This is a genomic window from Pseudomonas sp. RA_15y_Pfl1_P11 (genome assembly GCF_963970975.1).
Lineage (GTDB): Bacteria > Pseudomonadota > Gammaproteobacteria > Pseudomonadales > Pseudomonadaceae > Aquipseudomonas > Aquipseudomonas tritici.
On record NZ_CAXAOY010000026.1, the window covers coordinates 28,400 to 51,971 of the forward strand.

The window sequence follows — 23,572 nt, forward strand, 5'->3', positions numbered from 1 at the left end:
ATCGTATCTTGTCGTCAGTGAACCATTAAAAAGATCAATGAGGCTTGCCATAGAGCAAGACCTTTGGGGGAAGCATGGATTTTTGGACCGCCATACAGGCATTGATTCTTGGCGTTGTGGAGGGGCTTACCGAGTTCCTGCCGATTTCCAGCACTGGCCACCAGATCATCGTCGCCGACTTGCTCGACTTTACCGGCGACCGTTTCAATGCGTTCAACATCATCATTCAGCTGGGTGCCATCCTCGCCGTGGTGTGGGAATTCCGTGGCAAGATTTTCGAAGTGGTCAGCGGCCTGCCGACCCAGCGCAAGGCCCAGCGGTTCACCCTCAACCTTTTGATCGCCTTCTTCCCGGCCGTGGTGTTGGGGGTGATTTTCGCCGACCTGATTCATCACTACCTGTTCAACCCGATCACCGTGGCAACGGCGCTGGTGGTGGGCGGCGTCATCATGCTGTGGGCCGAGCGCCGCGAGCACGAAGTGCATGCCGAAACCGTCGATGACATCACCTGGAAAGACGCGCTCAAGGTGGGCCTGGCGCAGTGCCTGGCGATGATTCCGGGCACCTCGCGGTCCGGCTCGACCATTATCGGCGGCCTGTTGTTCGGCCTGTCGCGCAAGACCGCCACCGAGTTCTCGTTCTTCCTGGCGATGCCGACCATGGTGGGTGCGGCGGTGTATTCGGGCTACAAGTACCGTGACCTGTTCCAGCCTGCGGACTTGCCGGTGTTCGCCATCGGCTTTGTGACCTCGTTCATCTTCGCGATGATTGCGGTCAAGGGCTTGCTCAAATTCATCGCCAGCCACAGCTATGCAGCGTTTGCCTGGTACCGCATTGCGTTCGGCTTGTTGATCCTGGCGACTTGGCAATTCGGCTGGATCGACTGGGCCGCGGCCAAGGCATGATGATTCAGCACCCACGCTTGAAGGCAGCGCTCTTCGTGCTGCTGTGCGCGGCGCCGCTGTTGGGTTCGGTACTGGTGTGGCAGCGCGGCGAGACCGTGATCCCGCTGGCGGCCTATGGCGTGGTCAGCGTGATCGCGTTTTTCCTGTATTGGAGCGACAAGCGCAAGGCGCGCACCGACAGTTGGCGCACGCCGGAAAATATCCTGCATGCCGTGGAACTGGCGGGCGGTTGGCCGGGGGCGCTGATTGCCCAGCAGGTGTTCCGGCACAAGACGCGCAAGGTGTCTTATCAGGTGTTGTTTTGGGTGATTGTGTTGTTGCATCAGGTGTTTTGGCTTGACCAGATGTTTCTCGGCGGCACGTTGGTTTCAGTCCTATAGGCTTGGGTATCTACAGCTCTTTTGGTGCTGCGCCAGACCTGTGGCGAGGGAGCTTGCTGCCGTGGCGGCGGGGCATGCGGCGACTTTTATCTGGCGAGAAACGGTTCAAATGTGGGAGCTGGCTTGCCTGCGATGGCTATGTGTCGGGCGACTAGGATCGAGTGTATATCCGTTATTTAGATAACGGCCACTTAGGGTTTCGCTCTTACAGCGACTCACTTTTGGAAAGGCCCAAAAGTAAGCAAAAGGCCTTCGCCCCACCACTCGGTGTCTCGCCTAGGCTCGACATGCCCTCACTCCGGCTTGAATCCGTGGGCCGCCGCGATGGGCCATCCTTGGCCCAGCGCGGCTAACCCGGCGTCCTGTCGGGTTACCCACGGATTCAAGCCTGCGTTCGGCCAGCGTGGTTGACGGGGCGCCTGAGATCAAGATCAAAAGCTGAGCAGAGCAAATCAAAAGCAGAGCAACCGATAGTCACTTAGATAACTAGGGTGCTTTTGCGTCAATTACCCAGCAACAGCCCGACCTGCGTGCGTTTGGGCAACTTGCTGACCACCAACTGGTGTGAACGCTGCAACAAGCCACGCAGTTCATCAGCCCCAAGCGGGTAGGGCGTGTTCATGATGATCCACTGCGCGCGGGCCAGATACGGCGCCGGGTGGATGCCTGGGCGGTCCACATGGCCGAGGAACAGTTCCTTATCGACCTTGAACGCCAGCGATTCACCGCGCAGGTTCTGCAGGGCAAACATCTTGTTTCCGGCAATCGAAAAGACGCGCACACCGCCCCATTTGTAGTCCTCCCGCGCGCCGGGCAGACTCAGGCAGAAGCTGGCGACGTGTTCTTCGGTCATCTTCATAGCAGGCGGTCTCCACAGCCTTTGAAGCCTTCTTCCAGGTAGTCGATCCAGGCCCGTATCGCCGGCAGCACGCCGCGCCGATGCGGGTAAACCGCTTGCAGCCAGCCGCCCGGCAACGACCATTCAGGCAACAATTGCACCAATCGGCCTTTGGCCAACTCTTCTTCGCAATACATCATTGGTAACACGGTAAAACCCACGCCCATGATCGCGCTGGCTTTACGCACAATGAAGTCTTCGATGCCCAGCCGGGCTTCCATCACCAGTTCGTGAGGGGTGCCCTGTGGGTCGAGGATACGTTGATGCACCATGCGGTCTGCCTCCAATGCACCGAGGATGGGCAGTTGCCTGAGGTCGTCGAGGCTGTTGACTCGACGCTCGCGCACGAGTTCGGGGCTGGCGACCAGTAAGGTCTGGGCCTGGCGCAGGCGTTTGGTCACCAGTAGCGGGTCTTCATCACCGAGTTCACGCACGCGCAACGCCACGTCGATACCTTCAGCCACCAGGTCGACACGGCGATTGACCAGGGTCATTTCCAACTGCACCTGGGGGTGGGCAGCGAGAAAGCCCGCGACGAGCTCCGGCAGAATGTGCTGCGCCATGCCCACCGGGCAACTGACCCGCAGCCGACCACGGGGTTCGCTGGACATGCTGGCCACGGCCTCATCGGCCATTTCCGCTTCCAGCAGCATGGCCTGGCAGTGGCGCAGGTAGCGCTCGCCGACGGCGGTGAGGGTCAATTGGCGGGTGGTGCGTTGCAGCAGGCGCGCGCTCAGGCGTTCTTCCAGCTCAGCGATGCGCCGCGACAGCCGCGACTTGGGAATCCCCAGCAATCGCCCGGCCGCCGCGAAGCCACCGGCTTCCACGACTTTGGCGAAATAGTAGAGGTCGTTGAGGTCTTGCATGGTCAGCCTATTGTCCTGTGAGTGGGACGAACTATCGCATTTAAGCCGTCTTATCGGCTATTGGTTTCATGTGTAGCATCACCACCATCTGATGGCCCTTGACGATCCTAACCGGAGATCTCACATGAAACTTTTGCATATCGATTCCAGCATTCTCGGCGACAACTCGGCATCCCGTCAGCTCAGCGCGGGTGTGGTCAAGGCCTGGCAAGCGGCGGAGTCGGGTGTGGAAGTGACTTACCGCGACCTGGCCAGCGAAGCTATCAACCACTTCTCCGGCGCGACCCTGGGCGCCCTGGGCACTGCCGCTGAACAGCGAGATGCCGCGCAAAAGCACGAGGCCGACCTGAGCGCATCGTCGCTGGCTGAATTCCTCGCCGCCGATGCCTTGGTGATTGGTGCGCCAATGTACAACTTCACCATCCCGACTCAACTGAAAGCCTGGATCGACCGCATCGCCGTCGCCGGCCAGACTTTCCGCTACACCGAAGCCGGCCCGGAAGGCCTGTGCGGCAACAAGAAAGTCATCATCGTGTCCACCTCCGGTGGCTTGCACGCCGGGCAGGCGTCTGGCGCTGCCCATGAAGGCTATCTGAAACTGCTGTTTGGTTTCCTAGGTATCACTGACATTGAAATCGTACGGGCCGAAGGCTTGGCCTACGGCGATGACGCGCGTAGCAAATCTTTGAGCGACGCCAACGTACGCATCAATGAACAATTGTTCGCCGCCGCGTAAAGCTTATGTAAAACAGCGCCTTTCCCCGTTTCAATCTGAAGCGGCGCGTCTAAACTCTGTATTCTGATCGCCTCAAAACGACCGGACTACGGAGTTTTTTCGTTTACCCGCAGTCATTACTCTGGCCCAGGTTATGCACGCATGGGTTTATCACCCGGTGCGAGCGCCTGAACCATGGATTTTTCAACCAGATATGCCGCGGATGTTGAACGTGGGCACACAGCAAAGGTGGCCATCCCCATGATGCGTCTTTGTGCTGTTATGGTTCTTTCCCTGCTCGGCAGCCTGGTTTCAGTGCACGCCGCCCCTGCGCCTCACCCCCATTGGAGTGTGGGTTTCCACCGCATGACTTTTCTCGACCCGGTGGACTTGCAGCCGATGAAAGCCATCGCGTTCTACCCGTCCACCGACGCTGAACACACCACGCCGTTGGGCGCCTATCACGTCGCGGCCTCCGAAGATTCCAAGATTGCCATTGGCCGATTTCCGATGTTGATGCTGTCCCACGGCAACACCGGCACACCTCTGGCCCTGCACGACCTGGCCACGTCGCTGGCGCGTAAAGGTTTTGTGGTGGTGGCGGTGCTGCATCCTGGCGACAACTACAAAGACCACAGTCGACTGGGCACGGTGAGCAACCTGTATGGCCGGCCGATTCAGATTTCTGAAGCGATCACTGCCACCCTGGGCGATCCGATGCTGTCGCCATTCGTTGACGTCGATCAGGTGGGCGTTATCGGTTACTCGGCCGGGGGTGAAACCGCGTTGATCCTGGCGGGTGCCAAGCCGGATTTCGACCGCCTGCGCCGTTACTGCCAGGAGCGCCCGGAGGATCGCGATGCTTGCACCACCAAAGGCGAATTGGTGGTGGACCGCGATGACCTGCAACCGCAATCCGACCTGCGCATTCACGCCTTGATGCTGATGGCGCCGTTGAGCCTGATGTTCGGCCGCCACACCCTGGTCGACGTGCATGTGCCGGTGCTGCTCTACAGTGGCGATGGCGACAAGTTGGTGGCCGTGGACAAGAACGCTGCCGCCCTGGCGCGCAAGCTGCCAGAGCCGCCCGACTTCAAGCTGCTGGCCGGGGCAGGGCACTTCGTGTTCATGGCGCCGTGTGACAGCGACCAATTGGCGGCGATGCCGGCGATTTGCACGGATGCTGACGGGGTCGACCGTGAAGGCATTCACCGTGACTTGATCTCTGAGGCGGGGCGTTTTTTCAGCCATACCCTCGGTCAATCCACCCGCGCCGGTATGCAAACGGCTGATCAGTAATCGCGGCGCATGAGCAACAGGGTCACGCCCAGGGCGGTGACCGACAACAGCGCGGCGCAGAAGAAGATCCAGCCGTAGCCGAGGTTCAAGGCCACGGCGCCCATCAACGGCCCGGCGATCGCGAGGGCCAAGTCAAAAAACACCGCATACGCACTCAGCCCCGCGCCACGGCTGCTGTTGGGCACCTGTTTGATGGCTTCCACCCCCAGCGCCGGGTACACCAGTGACAAGCCAAAGCCGGTCAGCCCGGCCCCAACCAACGCCACCGCGGTGGACGGTGCCAGCCAGAGCAGCGTAAGGCCGAGGGTTTCGATGGTCATGCAGGCAATCGCTGCCCGAAAGCCACCAAAACGGCTGATGGCGGCAATAAACACCAGCCGTGACAGGATGAAGCACGCGCCAAATACCGTGAGGCAGTACGCCGCGCCGACCCAACCTCGATTGAGGTAGTACAAGGTGATAAAGGTGGTGAGGGTGCCATAGCCAATCGATGCCAGGCACAGGCTGGCGCCAAACGGCGCGATACGCCCGAACACCGCCCAAAATGGCAGACGCTCGCCACGCACAACCGGCACCGACGGTTTGTTGCGGATCAGCGCCAGGCCCAGTGCCGCCAACACTGACAGCGCAATGCCGAGGCTGGTGTAGCCGTATTCGGCCACCATCACGACACCCAGCGGTGCACCAATGGCAATGGCACCGTAGGACGCGATCCCATTCCACGAAATCGACCGCGCGGTGTGTTCGGCACCGACCTGGCCCATGCACCAACTGATGGTGCCCACGCCGATCAACCCTTGGGCCACGCCCAACAACAGACGTGCGACGATCAGAATACCCAGGCTCAGCGACGGCAGGCTTTCCACCAGCGTCGCGAAAAACGTCAGCACGCCACTCACAAGAATCCCGGCCAGCCCCAACACAATTGCACGCTTGGTGCCGACATTATCCGACATGCGCCCGGCCATGGGGCGGCTGAGCAGGGTGGCGAGATATTGCGAGCCGATCGTGATGCCGGCCACTACAGCGCTGAACCCAAGTTGCTCGTGTACATAGCCAGGTATGACCGCAATCGGCAGGCCAATGCAGATAAAGGCGATGAAGGTGTAGAAGACGATGGAGACGATCTGCAGGGTGATCGACAGGGAGTTGGGCGTGGCGGCAGACATGGGCACTCGTTCGCTGGCGGGCGGTAGGCGCATCATCGCAAGGGCCAGGGGCAAAGGAAAGCAGACTAACTACTTAAACAACATCCCTCCCGGAGCGAATAACCTGTGGCGAGGGAGCAAGCTGCCTCGCCACAAAAAGCGTGCTCATCTCAAGATGCAAAAAGCCCCGTCACACTGGACGGGGCTCTAACTTGCTGCTTGCAGCCGAAAACTAATCGCTGCTCTTAAAACACCACGCCTTGGCTGCGCAGGTAGTCGTCATAGGTGCCGCTGAAGTCGATCACGCCGGTGGCGCTCAACTCGATGATGCGGGTGGCCAGGGAGGATACGAACTCACGGTCGTGGCTGACGAAGACCAGCGTGCCTGGGTAGTTTTCCAGCGCCAGGTTCAGTGCCTCGATGGATTCCATGTCCAAGTGGTTGGTCGGTTCGTCCATGATCAGCACGTTCGGCTTTTGCAGGATCAGCTTGCCGAACAGCATACGGCCTTGCTCACCACCGGAAATCACCTTCACCGACTTCTGGATCTCGTCGTTGGAGAACAGCATGCGACCCAAGGTGCCACGGATCATTTGCTCGCCTTGAGTCCACTGGCCCATCCAGTCGAACAAGCTCATGTCGTCTTCGAAGTCATGGGCGTGGTCCTGAGCGTAGTAGCCCAGCTCAGCCGCGTCGGTCCACTTGATGCTACCGGCATCCGGCGTCAGCTCGTTGACCAGAGTACGCAGCAGCGTGGTCTTGCCGATACCGTTCGGACCGATGATCGCCACGCGCTCGCCCGCTTCAACCTGGAAGCTGAAGTCCTTGAACAGCGGTTTGCCATCGAAGCCTTTGGCCATGCGCTCGACAATGACCGCCTGGCGGTGCAGTTTTTTGTTCTGGTCGAAACGGATGAACGGGCTCACACGGCTCGAAGGCTTGACCTCGGCCAGTTGGATCTTGTCGATCGCCTTGGCGCGGGAGGTGGCTTGCTTGGCTTTCGAGGCGTTGGCCGAGAAGCGGCTGACGAAGGATTGCAGTTCGGAGATCTGCGCCTTCTTCTTGGCGTTGTCCGACAGCAGTTGCTCGCGGGACTGGGTCGCTACAGTCATGTACTCGTCGTAGTTGCCCGGGAACAGGCGCAGCTCGCCGTAGTCCAGGTCAGCCATGTGGGTGCACACGCTGTTCAGGAAGTGACGGTCGTGAGAGATGATGATCATCAGGCTGGAACGCTGGGTCAGGATGTTTTCCAGCCAGCGGATGGTGTTGATGTCCAAGTGGTTGGTCGGTTCGTCGAGCAACAGCACTTCAGGGTCGGAGAACAGCGCCTGGGCCAGCAATACGCGCAGTTTCCAGCCAGGGGACACTTCGCTCATCGGGCCGAAGTGCTGTTCCAGGGGAATGCCCAGGCCCAGCAGCAGCTCACCGGCGCGGGATTCGGCAGTGTAGCCGTCCATCTCGGCGAATTCGGTTTCCAGTTCGGCCACGGCCATGCCGTCTTCTTCGCTCATTTCCGGCAGCGAGTAGATACGATCGCGCTCGGCCTTGACCTTCCACAGTTCCTCGTGGCCCATGATCACGGTGTCGAGCACGGTGAATTCTTCGTAGGCGAACTGGTCCTGGCGCAGTTTACCCAAGCGCACGTTCGGCTCCAGCATGACCTGGCCGCCGGACGGATCGAGGTCGCCACCGAGGATTTTCATGAAGGTCGACTTGCCGCAACCGTTGGCACCGATCAAGCCATAACGGTTGCCTGCGCCGAACTTGACCGAGACGTTCTCGAAGAGCGGCTTGGCGCCGAACTGCATGGTGATGTTAGCTGTGGAGATCAATTACTTTACCTATCAATGGGTTGCGAGCGTGTCGGCAGGAGCCTTCAGGCATGCGTCAACAGCGACATCAAGGCGCGAAACCCGGTCGCTGAGCAGAAAATTTTGGATGTGTGTTGGAATTTGGCGCGTATTGTCGCATATGTCAGGCGACAGTTGTATGTCGAGCGAAGGATGGTTTCATCAACGTCTCCGGCATCGCCAGCCATAAGAGCGCCAGGGCCAGCGCTGCAACGCCGGCGAGTGTCAGGAACGCCGCGTTGTAGCCCGCTTGTTGCACCACGAAACCGGCCAGGCTGCTGCTCAGCGCCGCTCCCAGGCCGAACACGGTGGTGAGGGTGCCCAGGCTGACGTTGAAGCGGCCGGTGCCCTGGGTCAGGTCCTTGACGATCACCGGGAACAAAGCGCCGAAAATCCCTGCGCCGATGCCGTCGAGCATTTGCACCGCCACCAGCCAGTAAGGATCGCTGGACAGCGTGTAGAGCACACCGCGCAGCGGCAGGATCATGAAACCGGCCATCAGCAAGGGTTTGCGCCCCCAGATGTCGGCCTTGAGCCCGACCAGCCAGGCCATCGGCACCATCACCAATTGCGCGGCGACAATGCAGGCCGACGTCAGCGGCGTGGCCATTTGCAGGTTTATCTGTGAGAGCTTTTGGCTGACCAGCGGCAGCATGGCGGCATTGGCCAAGTGGAACAGGGCGCAACAGATGGCGAATAACAAAAGCGGGCGGTTCGCCAGCAATGCCTTGAGGCCGGAAGGTTGTTCATGATCGGTGTGATGCTCAGGATCGAAGCCGCGGGCAACGTCGTGGTCGATCGCTGCTGCCGACACGCAGCTCACGGCCAAAACACTGGCGACTGCCATAAACGCCATCAGGTAAAACACCACCACAGGACCAAACAGGTAGGCCAGGCCACCAGCCAGCAATGCGGCCACGGCGTTGCCGGCGTGGTTGAAGGTTTCGTTGCGCCCTGTACGACGGGTGAAGGCGCGTGGCCCGGTAATGCCCAGGGAAATCGCGCTGATCGCCGGCGCGAACACCGACGCTGCAACAGCACTGGCGGCCTGGGTCAGCGCTACCAGGCCGAAAGAACTGACGAAAGGCAGCAGCACGCAACTGAGGGTCACTACGATGGCGGCCAGCGCAATCACCGCGCGCTTGCTGCGGGTGCGATCAATCAGCGCACCCGCCGGGCCCTGGGTGAGCAGCGCGGCGATACCTGCCAGGGTCATGACCACGCCGATACTGGCCGGGTCCCATTTATGCACGGCCAGCAGGTAGATAGCGAGGTAGGGGCCAAGGCCATCGCGGACGTCCGCCAGGAAGAAATTCAGGCTGTCCAGAGACAAGGCGTTACGCAGGTCAGACTGTGTGGCCATGGCTAGATCTTCGGAGGCGGCGTTCAAGGGCTGAGCGCTCATTGCGTTAATGACCCCCGGGCTTTGCGATAAGTTTCGCACGCTGCTCGGGGTTTTAATCCATGGGCACTTGGCTTATTTTCTGAGTCCCGCAGTACTGATTATCTGGAGATGCAATGGACATGCCCTCAGCGCAACAGGCGATTGCAAGCAACAAGGACGCCTGGGACCAATCTGCCAACCTGCATAAAACCAACGACACCTGGAACGCGTTGCTCAACAGCGTGGGTGACGCCGGTTTTTCTTGCCTGGACCCCACCCTTACCGGCTTGCTGCAAGACATCGGCGTAGCCGGCAAGGATGTGGTGCAACTGTGCTGCAACAATGGTCGTGAAACCTTGTCGTTGTTTGGCCTGGGCGCGCGCTCGGCGGTAGGCGTGGATCAATCACGGGCGTTTCTGCAGCAGGCCCGTGAACTGGCCAGTGTTTCGCCGCACAACCCCGAGTTCATCGAAAGCGATATCCATCACCTACCGCAGGATTTGCACCAACGCTTCGATATCGCCTTGGTGACTATCGGCGTGCTGGGTTGGATGCCGGATGTGGCGCTGTTCATGCGCCACGTCGCCAGCGCCTTGAAACCTGGCGGCACGCTGGTGATGTATGAAACCCATCCGTTCCTGGAGGTGTTTGATCCTCGGGCGCAAAACCCCTTCTTGCCAGCCAGCTCTTACTTCCAGCGCGAGCCCTTTGTGCTGCAGGAGTCAATTGTCTATGAAGGCCAGGGCGAAGTTGCCGGGCCAACGTCCTACTGGTACGTGCACACGTTGGGTGAGGTAGTAAATGCTGCGATCTGCGCGCAGTTACAGATCAGCGACCTGCAGGAATATGCCCACTCCAATCGTGAAGAGCTTTACGACAGATACGAACACCAGCCTGCGCAATTGCCGATGTGCTTTACCTTGACCGCCACCAAGTGTCCCGACTGAGACGACTTTTTCCAGTCAAAAAAAAGCCCGCGAGGAGAGGCGGGCCAAGGGATGCACTGGAGTAGGTAGGCATCACCCTATAGCTGCGAAAGTGAAGGCTTTGTGAAAATACTGTCGCAAGTTCGGATGGCGCGCGATCAGCCGCGACGTACGAAGGTGCGCATGGTTTGACCTGGGCCAGTACTGAACGCGAGCGGCCTGGGCATGTTTTCCTCGGCTGCAATAAACACGAACTCATCCTCTTCCAGGCGATAACTGGCGGGCAAGTGTTTGCCTGCGTCATCCCCAATGGCGTCGACCCAGGTAATGCTCTTGGGAACGGTGCTGCTGTCCAGGGAAAACCGGCCAGCCAGCAATACCTCGCCGCTGACGGTCTTCACTTCGAACCGGTCGCCGGTGATAGAGGTGATTGCACCCGGGGCGCTGTGGGCATCGACTGGGTTGAGCACGCCACTGTCTTCGAGGGAAGTTTGCTCCCAGGTACCTTGCAGGGCTTGGATATCCGGGTCTGGAAGGGATGACATAAAAATTCCTTTATGGCTGAAGGTTCATTGCGGCATCACGTATAAAATTTATTTTTTTTACGTTGAGAGTCCTTTTATTACAAACAATTAGTGCTATTTTGAATAATCTAGGTAACGTTTTGTAACGGCCTCTTGGTGCTCTGATTATCAGGTGGAATGAAACCGTGCCATTAAAATGAAAGGCTTGTTGGTTAGTCGGGTGCTCCTTCTACCGGAGGTCGCGCGCGGGGAACGTTTCCTCTGGTTATTCAGTCGTTGCTCTAGTGCTTGCTCTAAACGTTGGAATCAATTGATCAGGGTGTATGAACTTGAGTAAGGCTCTTCAACAGCATCAACCTTTACCTTCAGATGAAATTGATCTTTTTGAACTGTTCGGTGCCATCTGGAAGCAAAAAAAGCTGGTCGTGGGTTGTACGCTCCTGGCCGGCCTTTTGGGAGTAGGTTACGCGTATCTTGCGCCCAAGGTTTACGAGGTCAGCAGCGTGCTACGGCCTGCGGCGATCAATGAACTGGACGCCCTTAATCGCTCCGAGGTCTACAAGCTGCCGCCGGCCGAGGCGCTGACCAAAGTTGCCGCGCAGTTGGACTCTTATGAAACCCGACTGAGCTTCTTCAGGGCCAACCCCGAACTGTTCAAGGCGTTCCAGCAGCCTGGGCGTAGCCTGGAACAAAGTTTTGAGGCCTTCAACAACAACGCCGTTCAACTGACGATCCCGGACCTCAAGAACTCCGACTCGCCCAATAATTACGTGCGTCTGGAAATGCAATATCCCAGTGGCGTTGATGGGGCGGCAATTCTCAATGGGTTCGTGACCTACGCCATCGCGCAGCAGCGCGACCAAGTGGGAGCCGACCTCAAGGTCATCGTCAATAATCGCCTCAACGAACTTAAAGGCAAGATCAACGCGGCGCGCGCCAACTATGAAACGGACAAGTCGCTGCAAATCGCTAAATTGCTGGAGGCGGACAAAGTCGAGCGCGCTCAATTGCAGGACGAACTCAGTGCCTTGCGCCTGCAGATGCAAGCGCAACGCACCAGTCGCTTGGCCGAACTGGCCGAAGCCATCTCGATAGCCAAGTCGATCGGCATCAAATTACCCACTACGCCCTCTGCAATGGGGGCTGAGGCGCAGCGTGGCTCCAGCCAGGTGATGCGTACCGAAGTGACCAACCAGAAGATCCCGTTGTACTTCATGGGCACCGAGGCGCTGGAAGCTGAGCGGGCCGCGTTGGCGCGGCGTACCAATGATGACTTCACCAATACTCGCGTTGCCGAAATTGGCAAGGAGTTGCGCATGCTTGAGGTCAATCGCAAAGTGGAAGTACTCAGCAGTCGCCAGACTGAAGACATGTTCTTGCAAGACGTGGAACGCCTCCGAACCGAGGAGGCTAGGTTGCGTGGTCTGAATATCGACATGAGTGGGTTGAAACTGGTGACTGTCGATCGGCAGGCCCTGGAACCCTTGGACCCAATCAAACCAAAAAAGGCCTTGATCATCGCTTTGAGCCTGGTGGCAGGACTGATGCTCGGGATATTAGTGGCGTTGATTCGGCACTTCATCCGGGCGCAGCGGAAAATCGGGCCTCTTTCCGTGTCCGATGACCCTCTGTTGCCACGTCGATAGAGCGAGCTGAACCCATCGTGGGCTTGCCTTGCAACAAGCCCGCTGAACACATTCACAAGACAGCTTTTCACAATTCCTGTTTAACTTTTGGTTACAACTTGTGGCTAAATAACGGCAAAGGGCTACCGGTCGGATTGTCACTTTGCCGGTCGTGCCGATTGTGTGAATTGTGATTTCAGGTATTGCTATCCAACCTCGGCCGTAGTGGGCACGCAGGAGCAGCCTGTTTTCTTCTGACGTGTGACGAATCCCCGTGAAACTCATCATTGTTATGCTTTACGTTGCCTCGATTGCATATGTACACCTGCGCGGTCGGGTGCGGCATAAGCTAGGCCGCCAACTCAGTGATCATTCGACCTTCCTGGCACCGATCAACTGCTTTCTCTACCTTTTCTCTAAACTGCCCAGCCGACCTTATCTGTCGCCCGGCGATTTCCCGGACTTGAGCCCGCTGCAGGCGCACTGGCAAGAAATTCGCCAGGAAGGCCTGGCCCTGATGCGCGCCGGGGAGATCAAGTGCTCGGACCAGTACAACGACGTAGGTTTCAATTCCTTCTTCAAATCCGGTTGGAAGCGCTTTTACTTGAAATGGTATGGCGACAGCCATCCTTCCGCGATGAAGCTCTGCCCGCGCACCACTGAGCTGGTCCAGGGCATTGGCTCGATCAAGGCCGCGATGTTCGCCGAACTGCCGCCAGGTTCCAGGCTGGTGCGTCACCGCGACCCGTATGCAGGCTCGTATCGCTATCACTTGGGCTTGGATACCCCGAATGACCCGGGCTGCTACATCAATGTGGATGGCGAAAACTACTACTGGCGTGACGGCGAGCCAGTGATGTTCGACGAGACTTACATCCACTACGCCGAAAACACCACGCAGCAGAACCGCATCATCCTGTTCTGCGATATCGAGCGTCCGATGAAATACCGCTGGGCCGCGGCGTTCAATCGCTGGTTCAGCCGTACCGTCATGGCCGCTGCGGGCTCGCCTAACGATGCCGGTGACCAGACCGGTGGGCTCAATCGCGCCTTCACGCGCCTGTATAAGATCCGTCTGCGCGGCAAAGCGCTGAAAAAGCGCAACCGCATGCGCTACTACCTGGAAAAGTGGGCGATCTTCGCTGGGTTGGCGTTGATCTTTGTACTGATCTGAGGGGCGCCCTGGGCGCTCTTCACTGCGGTGGATGGGCGCCCAGCTTATCCCACATCTTCTTGCTGATTTTCTGGCGATTGGCATACCCGGCCCAGGGATCAACCTTCAACGCCTTTAAACGCTCATGCACGTTGGCGACCGTCCACTGCTGGGCACCGCGCAAGCCCTTCAATTCCTTACGACTGACCGGCACCGATACCGGCAATCCCGGGCGGGCGCGCACGGAGTAGGCCGCCACGGTACTGGCGCCTCGAGCATTGCGCAGGTAGTCGATAAAGATCTTGCCGACACGGTTTTTGGGCCCTGACGTTGCGGTAAAACGCTCCGGCAATTGCGCGGTCATGAACTGGGCAATCGCCTTGGCGAATGCCTTGACGGTGTCCCAATGGTCGCGCCGCGCCAGTGGCACGACCAGGTGCAGGCCCTTGCCACCGCTGGTCTTGACGAACGCCTGCAGCCCCAATTCGTCAAGCACCGACAGCGTGAGCTGCGCCGCTTCCAACATGGCTTTCCAAGGCAGTGCCGGGTCCGGGTCGAGATCGAGCACAAACAGGTCCGGGGTTTCGAGCTTGTCGGTGGTACCGCCCCAGGTGTGGAATTCCACGGTGCCCATTTGCACGGCACCGATCAATGCAGCGGCGCTGTCGATTTCCATCAGGCGTGAATGGCCAGGGTCGAGCGCCTGATCCAGTTGCTTGATGTCAGGCATGGCGAGCCGCTCGGAATGCTTCTGGAAGAACTGCTCGCCTTCAATGCCTTCGGGCGCTCTCAGCAGCGAAACCGGACGGTGACGCAGGAAGGGCAGAATCCATTGGCTGATGCTGTCGTAGAACTGCGCCAACTGCTGTTTTTGCGTACCGCTTTGCTTATCGATTACGCGGTCGGGATGGGTGATGTTCACGTTGCCGCTGGGTTTTTTCGCGGTTTTCATGGATTTGGCCGCGCGCGGTTGCTCATGAATGATCTGCGCAGCGGGCTTGTCGGTACGCATGCCGACAAACGCTGCCTGGCGAACCACGCCTTCTCGGGTCCATTCGGCAAATTGCACCTCGCCAACCAGCGTCGGCCGCACCCAATGCACACCGCGGGCCTGGGCGCTGGTCAGCGGTTTTTCCAAGGGTGACGTGCTGCACTCCAGCGGCGTAAGTTGCGCGTAGATCGACTTCAGCGACGCCTGATCAAAGCCTGTGCCCACACGCCCGGCGTACACCAGCCCGGAATCATCATTCACCGCCAGCAACAGCGCCCCGAAACCACTGCGTGAGCCCTGCGGCCGGGTGTAGCCGACAATCACGAACTCCTGGCGCAAGCGGCATTTGAGCTTGATCCAATCGGCACTGCGACTCGACGCGTAGGGGCTGCCGAGGCGTTTACCGATTACGCCTTCCAGGGCCAAGTCGCAAGCGCTTTCAAAGATGTCACGAGGGTGCGCAGTGAACGCCTCAGAGAAGCGCAGCAACTTGCTACGGCTACCGGCCAACGCGGCCTTGAGGGCCGCGCGGCGATCCTCGACAGGCGCTTCGCGTTGGTCCTGGCCGTTGAGGAACGGCGCATCGAACAGGTAGTAGACAATGTCCAGGCTGCGCCCGATATCAAACGCGTTTTGCAGCGCCTGGAAGTCCGGCACGCCGTCGCCGTTGAGACTGACCACCTCGCCGTCGAGCCAGCTGTCCTTGAGTTTCAGCGCTTGCAGGGCCTTGGCCTGACGGGGCAGGCGTTCGGTCCAGTCATGGCCGTTGCGGGTGAACAGGCGTACCTCGCCGTCACGAATGCGCGCGAGCATGCGGTAACCGTCGAACTTGATTTCGTAATGCCAGTCGCCTTCTGGCGCGCGGTCCACCAGCGTGGCCAATTGCGGGGCGAATTGCTCGGGGAGGGTGACTGCAGTTTTTCGCGGCTTGGGCTTGGGCTTGGCTTTAGCGTTGGGTTTGCCGACCGAGGCGTTGCTGAGCACGCTATTCGGTTGGGCCTGGACAATATCGTAGTCATCGGCAGGGCGTGCCTGTGGGTCCTTTTCCTTGATCAGCAGCCATTGTTGTTTATCGCCGCTGCCCTTCAGGCGCGTGCGCACCAGGGTCCAGTCGCCTGAGAGTTTCTCGCCGACCAAGGTGAATTTGAGTTTGCCGGCGGCGTAAGCCTTGCGCGGGTCGTCATGCGGTTGCCACACGCCGCGGTCCCACACGATAACGTCGCCTGCGCCGTACTGACCCGCCGGAATATTGCCTTCGAAGCTGCCATAGCCGAGGGGGTGATCTTCAACGTGGACGGCCAGGCGTTTCTGGCTGGGGTCCAGGCTCGGGCCTTTGGGCACCGCCCAACTGAGCAACACGCCATCAAGCTCCAGGCGGAAGTCGTAGTGCAGGTTGCGCGCGTCATGTTTCTGGACCACGAACGACAGCGCTGAGGCCTTCCTTTTACCGGCGGGCGCACTCCCTTGTGGTTCGGCGGTAATCCCGAAGTCGCGTTTGCGGTTGTAGTCGCTGAGGGGCTTTGGCATGACTTATGAGGCCTTGGTGGATTTTTTCACGGCGGGCTTCTTTGCCGGCTTGCCGGCCAGGCTGCGCTTGAGCAATTGCGTCAGGTCAATCACATCGGCTGACTTACGCTCCTCACCGTCCGCGCTGCTTTCGACGTCCTCGATCTTGCCGGCCTTGGCCTTCTTGGCCACCAGCGCCATGATTTTCTCTTGGAAGCTGTCGCGGTAGTCATCCGGTTGCCAGTCGGCGCTCATGTCTTCTACCAGGCGCTTGGCCATTTCCAACTCACCTTTGGCCAACGTGGGCTTGGTCACGTCGCTGCCCAGTTCAAGATCGTCCAGGCTGCGCACCTCAGCGGGCCAGCGCAACATCACCAGTATCAGGGCCGAATCCAGGGGCATCAATGCGGCCAAGTGCTGCTTGGTGTGCAGCACCACATTGGCCAGGGCGACTTTACTGGTTTTTTTAAGAGTCTCCCTGAGCAACGCATACACCTTGCCGCCGCGTTTGTCCGGGGCGAGAAAGTAGGGGGTGTCGATGTTCTGCAACGGAATCTGGTCGCTGGCAACAAACGCCATGATTTCAATGGTCTGGGTCGACTTGGGGTGGGCCGAGCGGATTTCTTCTTCGCTGAGCACCACGTACCGGCCTTTCTCGAACGCGACGCCCTTGACGATGTTCGCCTTCGTGACTTCCTTGCCAGTGGTCTTGTTGATGCGCTTGTAGCCCACCGGGTCCATGCTGCGTTTGTCGAGCCAGTCAAAGTCAACGCCCTGTGATGACGTGGCCGAGACCAGTGACACCGGTATATGCACCAGGCCAAAGCTGATGGCGCCTTTCCAGATTGCCCGTGGCATATGTGCGATTCCTTACATAGAGGCTGTGTTCAGGTGACTCGGACCCTGTGGGAAAAGTTTCCACGGACAGATGCACGGACAGATCGTGTTACACCTGATGAGAAACTATTTAGTGTCGAAAGCCGAACCTGAGGCGTAGCGTGTTATCGAAAGCACGTACTCCTCGCCCCAGAGAGGCTTTGTCATGAACAGCTGTGTGCGTCACGTTGCAGCGCTGGTGTTGGGTTTGGCCCTTGTCCCTTTGGCCCATGCGCAAAACCTGCCCGGCAACAACAACTCCAACAACGGTCCGATTCACCGGGCCAACCCCAACAGCATGCAGGGCACACAGCCCAATGCGCCGGCCATTCGCGGTATTCAGACTGGGCCGACCACACGTTCGCCGACCTTGGAGAACGGCGGCATCGGCAACCGCTATCCCCAGCGCGATGCCGCCCCGAGCCGCCCGGCCACCGAAACCAAAGCCCCCACTTATGACGCCAGCGGCAATCGCCGGTAAGGATCCAGCCTTATGTTTCTACGCAAAACCCTGCTAGCCGCCGTTTGTGCAACCACGCTGCTGCCGTTGACGGCGGCTGTCGCCGCCGAAGCCCAGCAGTTCCCCAGCGAACAAGGCAGTATCACCGCCACCCCGATTGCCAAAGGCCTGGACCACCCATGGGCGGTGGCCTTTCTGCCGGACAAGCAAGGCTTCCTGGTGACGGAACGTCCCGGCCACCTGCGCTTTGTCAGCCCGGACGGCAAGCTTTCCGCGCCACTGACGGGCGTGCCTGAAGTGTGGGCCAAAGGGCAGGGCGGTCTGCTGGACGTGGTGCTGTCACCGGATTTCAAACAGGACCGCATGGTCTACCTGTCTTACGCGGAAGGCGGCGGCGAGGGCGGCACGGCCGGCACTGCGGTGGGCCGTGGCCGGCTGGCGACAGATCTCAGTGGCTTGACCGACTTCAAAGTGATCCTGCGCCAGGAGCCTAAACTGTCCACCGGCAATCACTTCGGCTCGCGCTTGGCCTTCGACCGTGACGGCTACCTGTTCGTGACCCTTGGGGAAAACAACGATCGCCCGACGGCCCAGGACCTGGACAAGTTGCAAGGCAAGGTCGTGCGTATCTACCCGGACGGTCGCGTGCCGGATGACAACCCGTTTGTCGGCCAGCAAGGCGTTCGCCCGGAGATATGGTCCTACGGCCAACGTAATCCTCAGGGCCTGGCGTTGAACCCGTGGAGCGGTACGATTTGGGAAAACGAACATGGGCCGCGCGGCGGCGATGAGATCAACATCATCGAACGGGGCAAGAATTACGGCTGGCCGTTGGCAACCCATGGCATCAATTATTCGCTGACACCCATACCCGAAGCCAAGGGCAAAACGGTGGAGGGCACGGTGCCGCCGCATCACGTCTGGGAGAAATCACCGGGTATCAGCGGGATGGCGTTTTACGATGCAGACCGCTTCAAAGCCTGGCAGCACAACGTATTTATCGGCGCGCTGGTCAGCCAGGAGTTGATCCGGTTGCAGTTCGATGGCGACAAGGTCGTTCACGAGGAGCGTTTGCTGGGCGGCTTGAAAGCGCGGATCCGCGATGTGCGGCAGGGGCCCGATGGCTTTTTGTACGTGCTGACGGATGAGAAGGATGGCGTGCTGTATCGGATTGGGCTGAATCAGGACTGAGGTAGACCGACACTTCCCTGTGCGAGCTGGCTTGCCTGCGATGCAGGCACCTCGGTGTATCAGGTGCACCAAGGCAGGCAAGCCAGTTCCAAAGGGTTACAAGCCCAGGTCGGACAGCCCCGGGTGATCATCCGGGCGCCGGCCCAGCGGCCAGTGGAGCTTGCGTTCGCTTTCCTTGATCGGCAGGTCGTTGATGCAGGCAAAACGATTGGCCATCAGGCCATTCTCATCGAATTCCCAGTTCTCGTTGCCATAGGAGCGGAACCAGTTACCCGAATCGTCGTGCCACTCATAGGCATAGCGCACCGCGATGCGGTTATCGGTGAACGCCCACAGCTCCTTGATCAGCCGATAATCCAGCTCCTTGGCCCACTTACGGGTCAGAAAAACTTTGGCTTCTTCGCGGTTATGCGCGAATTCGGTACGGTTGCGCCACTGCGTGTCCAGGGTGTAGGCCAAGGACACCCGCTGCGGGTCGCGCGAATTCCAGCCGTCCTCGGCCAAGCGCACTTTTTCGATGGCCGACGCGCGGGTAAACGGCGGCAAGGGCGGACGTGTTTCTGCAATCGATGACATCGTGTAATTCCTCAAGCAATAGGGTTTATCGAGCGTTGCGCCTGCCTGTGCATTCAAAGTCCCAATAACGTTCGCGCCATGCCTTGCGCATGATCGGCTGCTGTTGAATCGCCCATCACCAGGGCAACGGTAATGGCGCCATCGATCAGGATCAGCAGTTGCGCGGCCTGCCGTTCGGGCGCAGGGGTACCCTGTGCCTGACACAGTTCAAGTGCATACTCGAACAGTTTTTGTTTATGCGCCTTGGCCAGCAGACGCACTGGATCTTGCGGGTCGCCGGTTTCGCCACTGGTATTGATAAAGGCGCAGCCACGGAAATCTGCAGTACCGAACCAGGCCTTGAGCGCGCTAAACAGCGCAAGCAGGCGCTCACCTGTGCCTTCGCTGCGTTCCACCTCATCGCGCAGCCACTGCATCCAACGCTCATCGCGGCGCTGCAGAGCGGCAATCACCAGTTCGTCTTTATTGGCGAAGTAGCGGTAAATGCTTTTTCTCGAGACACCGGCGGTTTTCACCAGAAAGTCCATGCCAGTGGCGGCGATGCCATGGCGGTAGATCAGCTTTTCGGTGACGTCGAGGATAATATCGCGGGTTTCATTACTGGCTATGTCGTTCATGTCACAAAAAGTAGAACGATCGTTCTTCTTGGTCAATTAATTTTTTTCCATGCCGCACAGCGAGACCTGAGCCCCCCCATGGTGTAAGCTCAGGGCTTCTTCGGATTCGACCCATTGCGAGCCTTATGCCGTTGTTCTTCAAACGCTCCCTGTTGCCCAAACTGCGCGGTTTCCCCCTCACTCCAGACGCCCTTGAGGTGCTGTCCGGCGCCGACGCGTATCGCCGTTGCCTGCTGGAGAAGATTGCCCAGGCCACGCGCCGTATCTACATTGTCGCGCTGTACTTGCAGCAGGACGAGGCGGGCCAGGAGATCTACGATGCGCTGCACGCGGCCAAGGCGGCACGGCCGCAGTTGGACATCGTGGTGGTGGTCGACTGGCTGCGCGCCCAGCGCGGTTTGATCGGCGCCGGCAAGCAGCCAGGCAACAGCGCCTGGTATCAGTCCATGACTCAAAGCCACAGCACTGAAGTGCCGGTGTATGGCGTGCCGGTGCAAACCCGCGAGTTGTTCGGCGTGCTGCACCTCAAGGGCTTTGTGATCGACGACACGGTGCTGTACAGCGGTGCCAGCCTGAATAACGTGTACTTGCACAAGTTCGACAAGTACCGCTTCGACCGTTACCACCTGATCCACAGCCAACCGCTTGCCGACTCCATGCAGCACCTGGTGGAACACGGGCTTGTCGCCTCCAAGGCGGTTAATCGCCTGGACCTGCCCAATCCCCCGACCACGCGCAGCTTGCGCAATGATATCGGCGACTTGCGCAGCCGTTTGAAACACGCGACCTATGACACCACGACGGGGCAGTTGCCCAATGGTCACCTGTTGGTCAGCCCATTGCTCGGGGTTGGCAAGAACAACCCCCTGAACCGGGTGATCCTCGAACTGATCGCCAGCGCCCAGCACCAGTTGACCATCTGCACGCCGTACTTCAACCTGCCGCTGCCGGTGACTCGCGAAATCAACCGCGCCCTGGCGCGAGGTGTGAAGGTCGACATCATCGTCGGCGACAAGACCGCCAACGATTTCTACATTCCGCCGAGCGAGCCGTTCAAGGTCATTGCTGCGCTGCCCTACCTCTACGAAATCAGTCTACGCCGCTTCGCCAAGCGCCATCAGCGCGACATCGACCACGGCCAGTTGAACCTGCACCTGTGGCACGACGGCGACAACACCTACCACCTCAAGGGCATGTGGGTCGACCAGCGCTACACGTTGCTCACCGGCAACAATCTCAACCCGCGGGCGTTCCGTCTCGACCTGGAAAACGCTTTGCTGATCGACGACCCGCAAGGCCAGTGGCTTGAACCGCGCCGCACCGAGCTGGCGCAGATTTTCCAGCACAGCACGCGCATCGAGCGTTATCAGGACCTGCAAACGCTGCTGGACTACCCGGAGGCGGTCGGCAAATTCCTGCGTCGGGTCAGCCGCGTTCGGATCGAGCGGCTGCTGTACCGCATCCTGTAGAACTGCAGGCGAAAAAAACCCCAGCCCCTCAACAGGGCTGGGTCTTTTTTTATCCAGCGTTTAGTTCAGGCCCAGCTTGCCACGCAACATGGACAGGTCTTCAGCCAGGGTGTTGACCGGACCCACCAGCGCCTTGCGGTCGCTTTCCTTGACCTTGTCGTAGGTCTCAAAGCCGCCGTCCTTGGTCTTGTACTTGGCCAGGATCTTGTCCACGGCGGCGAAGTTCTTGTCGACTTTGGCCAGGAAGGTTTTGTCTTGCTTCTCGATCTGGCCACGGAACAGGTCGACGATTTTTTTTGCGCCGTCGATGTTGCCCTGGAAGTCGTACAGGTCGGTGTGGCTGTAGCGGTCTTCCTCGCCGGATATCTTGGTGGCGGCGACTTCTTCAAGCAGCGCTGCGGCGCCGCCGACGACTTTTTCCGGCGGGAAGGTCAGGCCGTCGACGCGGGTCTTGAGGTCGTTGACGTCGGTGTTGAGTTTGGCGGTCAGGGTTTCCAGGCCCTGGGTGCTGTTTTGCGAGAACAGTGCGTATTCGAGGCGGTGGAAGCCGGTGAAATCTTCGGCGGTCACGCCTTTTTCATGGTCATCGACGCGGGAGTCGATGGACGCATCGAGATCGCTGAACAGTTCGGCAATCGGCTCGATGGACTCATAATGTACGCGGGTCGGCGCGTAGAGCTTTTTGGCGGTGGCCAGGTCGCCTTTATTGATGGCGTCGGTGAACGCCTGGGTCTGGGTGACCAGCTCACCGATTTCTTCGGTGACGTAGATCTTGTAGTCCGACACCGGGCCTACCAGGTCCAGCGGCGCGGTAGCGGCAAACGCTGCCAGCGGCGAAAGGGTCAGCAACAACGACAACGCAATGGTCGACTTCTTCATGGGACGATTTCCGCTCTGGGGGTTGTTTTAGGGAGTGGCAGTGGTGTGAGGGTGTGTTGCAGCCAGCAGCGTGCGCCCGATGAAATCCTTGGGCCCAGTGACCCCCGGCAAGGTGAAGAAGTATCCGCCGCCGACCGGCTTGAGGTACTCCTCCAGGGGCTCGCCGTTGAGCCGGGTTTGTACGCTGATAAAGCCTTGCTCCAAGTCAGCCTGGTAGCAGATGAACAACAGCCCCATGTCCAACTGACCGTTTTTGTTGACGCCGTTGGAGTAGTTGAACGGCCGGCGCAGGATCAGGTTGGCCTGCGTCTGCGGGGTGCGCGGGTTGGCCAGGCGGATATGGGCATCGAGCTTGGTCAATGTGCCTTCCGGGTCCTTGCTGTAGTCGGGTACCTGGGTTTCTTTGTCGCCGTCCATCGGCGCGCCGGTCGGCTTGATGCGGCCGATGATGCTTTCCTGCTCTTGCAGCGGGGTTCGGTCCCAACGCTCGACGAAGTTGCGGATGATGCGCACGGCCTGATAGCTACCATTGGCCGCCCAGGCCGGTTCGTCGCTGCCAGGCTGGACCCACACAATCTGGTCCATTGCCTTGGCGTCGTTGGAATTCGGATTAGCCGAACCGTCACGGAAACCGAGGAAGTTACGCGCGCTCTGCGCAGGTTCTCCGGGTTTACTCGGCGCCTGCGGCGGTACGCTGCCTTCCTGCTTCCAGCGCACCATCAGCAGGTCCGGCAGGTTCTTCACAATGTCGCGCAGGGCGTGGATATTGGTGTCAGTGGTGTTGGCGCAAAATTGCAGGCTCAGGTCACCGTGGCACTGCGCCGGTTCCAGCGCGTCGTTGGGGAAACCGACCATGCGGCTCAGGCGCTTGGGCTTGACTGCCGTGAGCCCGAAGCGCTCGTCGAACAGCGACTCACCGACAGACACGGTGATGGTGAGGTTGTCCGGCGTCACCACCGGGCCGAGAATGCCGGAGTCGGTGGGCGGCAGTTTCGGATCGACTTGCGGCACGGTGCCGCCGGTCATCAGAAAAGCGATGCGTTCATTCAACGTGCGGAACAGGCGTTCCAGGTCTTCACGGTCGCTGGCCAACACATCGAATGCGACGAGCATGCCGCAGGCCGGGCGCGGAGTGACGATGCCAGTCTGGTGCTTGCCAAAAAAATCGTGGTGGTCCTGGGTTTTGTCACTGCGGGGTGCCGCGGTGACTTGTTCCGCTGCGGCGGCCATGGCCGGGCAGCTCAATGTGCTACCGGCAATCGCGGCGCCGGTGGCGGCCATGCCCAACAGGACACGGCGCCGCTGAAGGTCAAACTGTTCTGAATTACTCATGT

At 59.5% G+C, this 23,572-nt stretch carries 22 protein-coding genes; 10 read left to right on the forward strand and 12 right to left on the reverse strand.

Annotated features, from left to right (window positions below):
- The first annotated feature begins 74 nt into the window (after positions 1 to 74).
- Together AACY44_RS25355 and AACY44_RS25360 are read left to right on the forward strand one after the other, a co-directional pair.
- Positions 75 to 905 carry an undecaprenyl-diphosphate phosphatase gene (locus AACY44_RS25355; protein WP_339428229.1) on the forward strand — a complete coding sequence of 277 codons (831 nt, stop codon included), beginning with the start codon at positions 75 to 77 and terminating at the stop codon, positions 903 to 905.
- Positions 902 to 1,285 carry a DUF1294 domain-containing protein gene (locus tag AACY44_RS25360; RefSeq protein WP_065909282.1) on the forward strand — a complete coding sequence of 128 codons (384 nt, stop codon included), beginning with the start codon at positions 902 to 904 and terminating at the stop codon, positions 1,283 to 1,285. The genes AACY44_RS25355 and AACY44_RS25360 overlap by 4 nt, the downstream gene beginning before the upstream one ends.
- A gap of 502 nt (positions 1,286 to 1,787) precedes the next feature.
- Here the strand turns inward: AACY44_RS25360 and AACY44_RS25365 are convergent.
- On the reverse strand, positions 1,788 to 2,144 hold the full coding sequence (locus tag AACY44_RS25365) for an MmcQ/YjbR family DNA-binding protein (protein ID WP_339428230.1): 357 nt from the start codon (positions 2,142 to 2,144) through the stop codon (positions 1,788 to 1,790).
- A complete protein-coding gene (locus tag AACY44_RS25370) occupies positions 2,141 to 3,049 on the reverse strand; it encodes a LysR substrate-binding domain-containing protein (protein ID WP_339497621.1) in 909 nt (302 codons plus the stop codon). Before AACY44_RS25370 ends, AACY44_RS25365 begins: the two co-directional genes overlap by 4 nt.
- A gap of 124 nt (positions 3,050 to 3,173) precedes the next feature.
- Here AACY44_RS25370 and AACY44_RS25375 point away from each other — a divergent pair, with 124 nt between their 5' ends.
- Positions 3,174 to 3,785: an FMN-dependent NADH-azoreductase gene (locus tag AACY44_RS25375; protein ID WP_339418938.1), complete on the forward strand. Its 612-nt coding sequence runs from the start codon at positions 3,174 to 3,176 to the stop codon at positions 3,783 to 3,785.
- A gap of 240 nt (positions 3,786 to 4,025) precedes the next feature.
- Positions 4,026 to 5,063, forward strand: coding sequence for an alpha/beta hydrolase family protein (locus AACY44_RS25380; protein ID WP_339506898.1), 1,038 nt, complete (start codon positions 4,026 to 4,028; stop codon positions 5,061 to 5,063).
- On the opposite strand, the gene AACY44_RS25385 is transcribed toward AACY44_RS25380, so the two are convergent.
- The 3 genes from AACY44_RS25385 to AACY44_RS25395 all read right to left on the reverse strand — a co-directional run bounded on the left by AACY44_RS25385 (position 5,057) and on the right by AACY44_RS25395 (position 9,424).
- Complete coding sequence (locus tag AACY44_RS25385) at positions 5,057 to 6,232, reverse strand: MFS transporter (protein WP_339418940.1); 1,176 nt, start codon at positions 6,230 to 6,232, stop codon at positions 5,057 to 5,059. The two genes, AACY44_RS25380 and AACY44_RS25385, sit on opposite strands and share 7 nt — an antisense overlap.
- A gap of 224 nt (positions 6,233 to 6,456) precedes the next feature.
- Positions 6,457 to 8,043, reverse strand: coding sequence for an ABC-F family ATPase (locus tag AACY44_RS25390; protein ID WP_339418942.1), 1,587 nt, complete (start codon positions 8,041 to 8,043; stop codon positions 6,457 to 6,459).
- A gap of 142 nt (positions 8,044 to 8,185) precedes the next feature.
- Positions 8,186 to 9,424 carry an MFS transporter gene (locus tag AACY44_RS25395; protein ID WP_339419082.1) on the reverse strand — a complete coding sequence of 413 codons (1,239 nt, stop codon included), beginning with the start codon at positions 9,422 to 9,424 and terminating at the stop codon, positions 8,186 to 8,188.
- Between the two features lie 155 nt (positions 9,425 to 9,579).
- On the opposite strand from AACY44_RS25395, the gene AACY44_RS25400 reads away from it, so the two are divergent.
- Positions 9,580 to 10,392 carry a class I SAM-dependent methyltransferase gene (locus tag AACY44_RS25400; RefSeq protein ID WP_339428235.1) on the forward strand — a complete coding sequence of 271 codons (813 nt, stop codon included), beginning with the start codon at positions 9,580 to 9,582 and terminating at the stop codon, positions 10,390 to 10,392.
- Positions 10,393 to 10,529: 137 nt separating this feature from the next.
- On the opposite strand, the gene AACY44_RS25405 is transcribed toward AACY44_RS25400, so the two are convergent.
- Positions 10,530 to 10,916: a TIGR03067 domain-containing protein gene (locus AACY44_RS25405; RefSeq protein ID WP_339419084.1), complete on the reverse strand. Its 387-nt coding sequence runs from the start codon at positions 10,914 to 10,916 to the stop codon at positions 10,530 to 10,532.
- 302 nt (positions 10,917 to 11,218) lie between these two features.
- On the opposite strand from AACY44_RS25405, the gene AACY44_RS25410 reads away from it, so the two are divergent.
- Together AACY44_RS25410 and lpxO are read left to right on the forward strand one after the other, a co-directional pair.
- The gene (locus AACY44_RS25410) at positions 11,219 to 12,541 is read left to right on the forward strand and encodes a Wzz/FepE/Etk N-terminal domain-containing protein (RefSeq protein ID WP_339428236.1); all 1,323 of its coding nucleotides are present in this window, start codon (positions 11,219 to 11,221) and stop codon (positions 12,539 to 12,541) included.
- Between the two features lie 253 nt (positions 12,542 to 12,794).
- The gene (lpxO, locus tag AACY44_RS25415) at positions 12,795 to 13,694 is read left to right on the forward strand and encodes a lipid A hydroxylase LpxO (protein ID WP_339428237.1); all 900 of its coding nucleotides are present in this window, start codon (positions 12,795 to 12,797) and stop codon (positions 13,692 to 13,694) included.
- A 19-nt stretch (positions 13,695 to 13,713) separates the two neighbouring features.
- Here the strand turns inward: lpxO and ligD are convergent, their stop codons facing one another.
- Both ligD and ku read right to left on the reverse strand, forming a co-directional pair.
- The gene (gene ligD / locus AACY44_RS25420; protein ID WP_339428238.1) at positions 13,714 to 16,191 is read right to left on the reverse strand and encodes a DNA ligase D; all 2,478 of its coding nucleotides are present in this window, start codon (positions 16,189 to 16,191) and stop codon (positions 13,714 to 13,716) included.
- Positions 16,192 to 16,194: 3 nt separating this feature from the next.
- On the reverse strand, positions 16,195 to 17,028 hold the full coding sequence (gene ku / locus AACY44_RS25425; RefSeq protein WP_339428239.1) for a non-homologous end joining protein Ku: 834 nt from the start codon (positions 17,026 to 17,028) through the stop codon (positions 16,195 to 16,197).
- 184 nt (positions 17,029 to 17,212) lie between these two features.
- Here ku and AACY44_RS25430 point away from each other — a divergent pair, with 184 nt between their 5' ends.
- Positions 17,213 to 17,527 carry a hypothetical protein gene (locus tag AACY44_RS25430; protein ID WP_339428240.1) on the forward strand — a complete coding sequence of 105 codons (315 nt, stop codon included), beginning with the start codon at positions 17,213 to 17,215 and terminating at the stop codon, positions 17,525 to 17,527.
- A gap of 12 nt (positions 17,528 to 17,539) precedes the next feature.
- Positions 17,540 to 18,697 (forward strand): PQQ-dependent sugar dehydrogenase, encoded by a 1,158-nt coding sequence (locus AACY44_RS25435; RefSeq protein ID WP_339419092.1) that lies wholly within the window; start codon positions 17,540 to 17,542, stop codon positions 18,695 to 18,697.
- A 96-nt stretch (positions 18,698 to 18,793) separates the two neighbouring features.
- On the opposite strand, the gene AACY44_RS25440 is transcribed toward AACY44_RS25435, so the two are convergent.
- Both AACY44_RS25440 and AACY44_RS25445 read right to left on the reverse strand, forming a co-directional pair.
- A complete protein-coding gene (locus AACY44_RS25440) occupies positions 18,794 to 19,273 on the reverse strand; it encodes a nuclear transport factor 2 family protein (protein ID WP_339428241.1) in 480 nt (159 codons plus the stop codon).
- 53 nt (positions 19,274 to 19,326) lie between these two features.
- Complete coding sequence (locus tag AACY44_RS25445) at positions 19,327 to 19,890, reverse strand: TetR/AcrR family transcriptional regulator (protein ID WP_339419124.1); 564 nt, start codon at positions 19,888 to 19,890, stop codon at positions 19,327 to 19,329.
- Positions 19,891 to 20,015: 125 nt separating this feature from the next.
- Between AACY44_RS25445 and pssA the strand changes: the two genes are divergently transcribed.
- Entirely contained in the window at positions 20,016 to 21,359 is a 1,344-nt protein-coding gene (pssA, locus tag AACY44_RS25450; RefSeq protein ID WP_339419094.1) for a CDP-diacylglycerol--serine O-phosphatidyltransferase, read from the forward strand.
- 60 nt (positions 21,360 to 21,419) lie between these two features.
- Here pssA and efeO read toward each other — a convergent pair whose 3' ends face one another.
- Together efeO and efeB are read right to left on the reverse strand one after the other, a co-directional pair.
- On the reverse strand, positions 21,420 to 22,238 hold the full coding sequence (efeO, locus tag AACY44_RS25455; RefSeq protein ID WP_339457256.1) for an iron uptake system protein EfeO: 819 nt from the start codon (positions 22,236 to 22,238) through the stop codon (positions 21,420 to 21,422).
- 27 nt (positions 22,239 to 22,265) lie between these two features.
- Positions 22,266 to 23,570 carry an iron uptake transporter deferrochelatase/peroxidase subunit gene (efeB, locus tag AACY44_RS25460; RefSeq protein WP_339531303.1) on the reverse strand — a complete coding sequence of 435 codons (1,305 nt, stop codon included), beginning with the start codon at positions 23,568 to 23,570 and terminating at the stop codon, positions 22,266 to 22,268.
- Positions 23,571 to 23,572 lie beyond the last annotated feature (2 nt).

Coding starts and splice junctions, on each gene's coding strand:
- AACY44_RS25380 (WP_339506898.1), top strand. CDS start 4,026: ATGATGCGTCTTTGTGCTGTTATGGTTCTTTCCCTGCTCGGCAGCCTG.
- pssA (WP_339419094.1), top strand. CDS start 20,016: ATGCCGTTGTTCTTCAAACGCTCCCTGTTGCCCAAACTGCGCGGTTTC.
- AACY44_RS25400 (WP_339428235.1), top strand. CDS start 9,580: ATGGACATGCCCTCAGCGCAACAGGCGATTGCAAGCAACAAGGACGCC.
- AACY44_RS25405 (WP_339419084.1), bottom strand. CDS start 10,916: ATGTCATCCCTTCCAGACCCGGATATCCAAGCCCTGCAAGGTACCTGG.
- efeO (WP_339457256.1), bottom strand. CDS start 22,238: ATGAAGAAGTCGACCATTGCGTTGTCGTTGTTGCTGACCCTTTCGCCG.
- AACY44_RS25445 (WP_339419124.1), bottom strand. CDS start 19,890: ATGAACGACATAGCCAGTAATGAAACCCGCGATATTATCCTCGACGTC.
- AACY44_RS25440 (WP_339428241.1), bottom strand. CDS start 19,273: ATGTCATCGATTGCAGAAACACGTCCGCCCTTGCCGCCGTTTACCCGC.
- AACY44_RS25375 (WP_339418938.1), top strand. CDS start 3,174: ATGAAACTTTTGCATATCGATTCCAGCATTCTCGGCGACAACTCGGCA.
- AACY44_RS25410 (WP_339428236.1), top strand. CDS start 11,219: ATGAACTTGAGTAAGGCTCTTCAACAGCATCAACCTTTACCTTCAGAT.
- efeB (WP_339531303.1), bottom strand. CDS start 23,570: ATGAGTAATTCAGAACAGTTTGACCTTCAGCGGCGCCGTGTCCTGTTG.
- AACY44_RS25365 (WP_339428230.1), bottom strand. CDS start 2,144: ATGAAGATGACCGAAGAACACGTCGCCAGCTTCTGCCTGAGTCTGCCC.
- AACY44_RS25360 (WP_065909282.1), top strand. CDS start 902: ATGATGATTCAGCACCCACGCTTGAAGGCAGCGCTCTTCGTGCTGCTG.
- AACY44_RS25355 (WP_339428229.1), top strand. CDS start 75: ATGGATTTTTGGACCGCCATACAGGCATTGATTCTTGGCGTTGTGGAG.
- AACY44_RS25435 (WP_339419092.1), top strand. CDS start 17,540: ATGTTTCTACGCAAAACCCTGCTAGCCGCCGTTTGTGCAACCACGCTG.
- AACY44_RS25395 (WP_339419082.1), bottom strand. CDS start 9,424: ATGGCCACACAGTCTGACCTGCGTAACGCCTTGTCTCTGGACAGCCTG.
- ku (WP_339428239.1), bottom strand. CDS start 17,028: ATGCCACGGGCAATCTGGAAAGGCGCCATCAGCTTTGGCCTGGTGCAT.
- AACY44_RS25385 (WP_339418940.1), bottom strand. CDS start 6,232: ATGTCTGCCGCCACGCCCAACTCCCTGTCGATCACCCTGCAGATCGTC.
- ligD (WP_339428238.1), bottom strand. CDS start 16,191: ATGCCAAAGCCCCTCAGCGACTACAACCGCAAACGCGACTTCGGGATT.
- AACY44_RS25370 (WP_339497621.1), bottom strand. CDS start 3,049: ATGCAAGACCTCAACGACCTCTACTATTTCGCCAAAGTCGTGGAAGCC.
- AACY44_RS25430 (WP_339428240.1), top strand. CDS start 17,213: ATGAACAGCTGTGTGCGTCACGTTGCAGCGCTGGTGTTGGGTTTGGCC.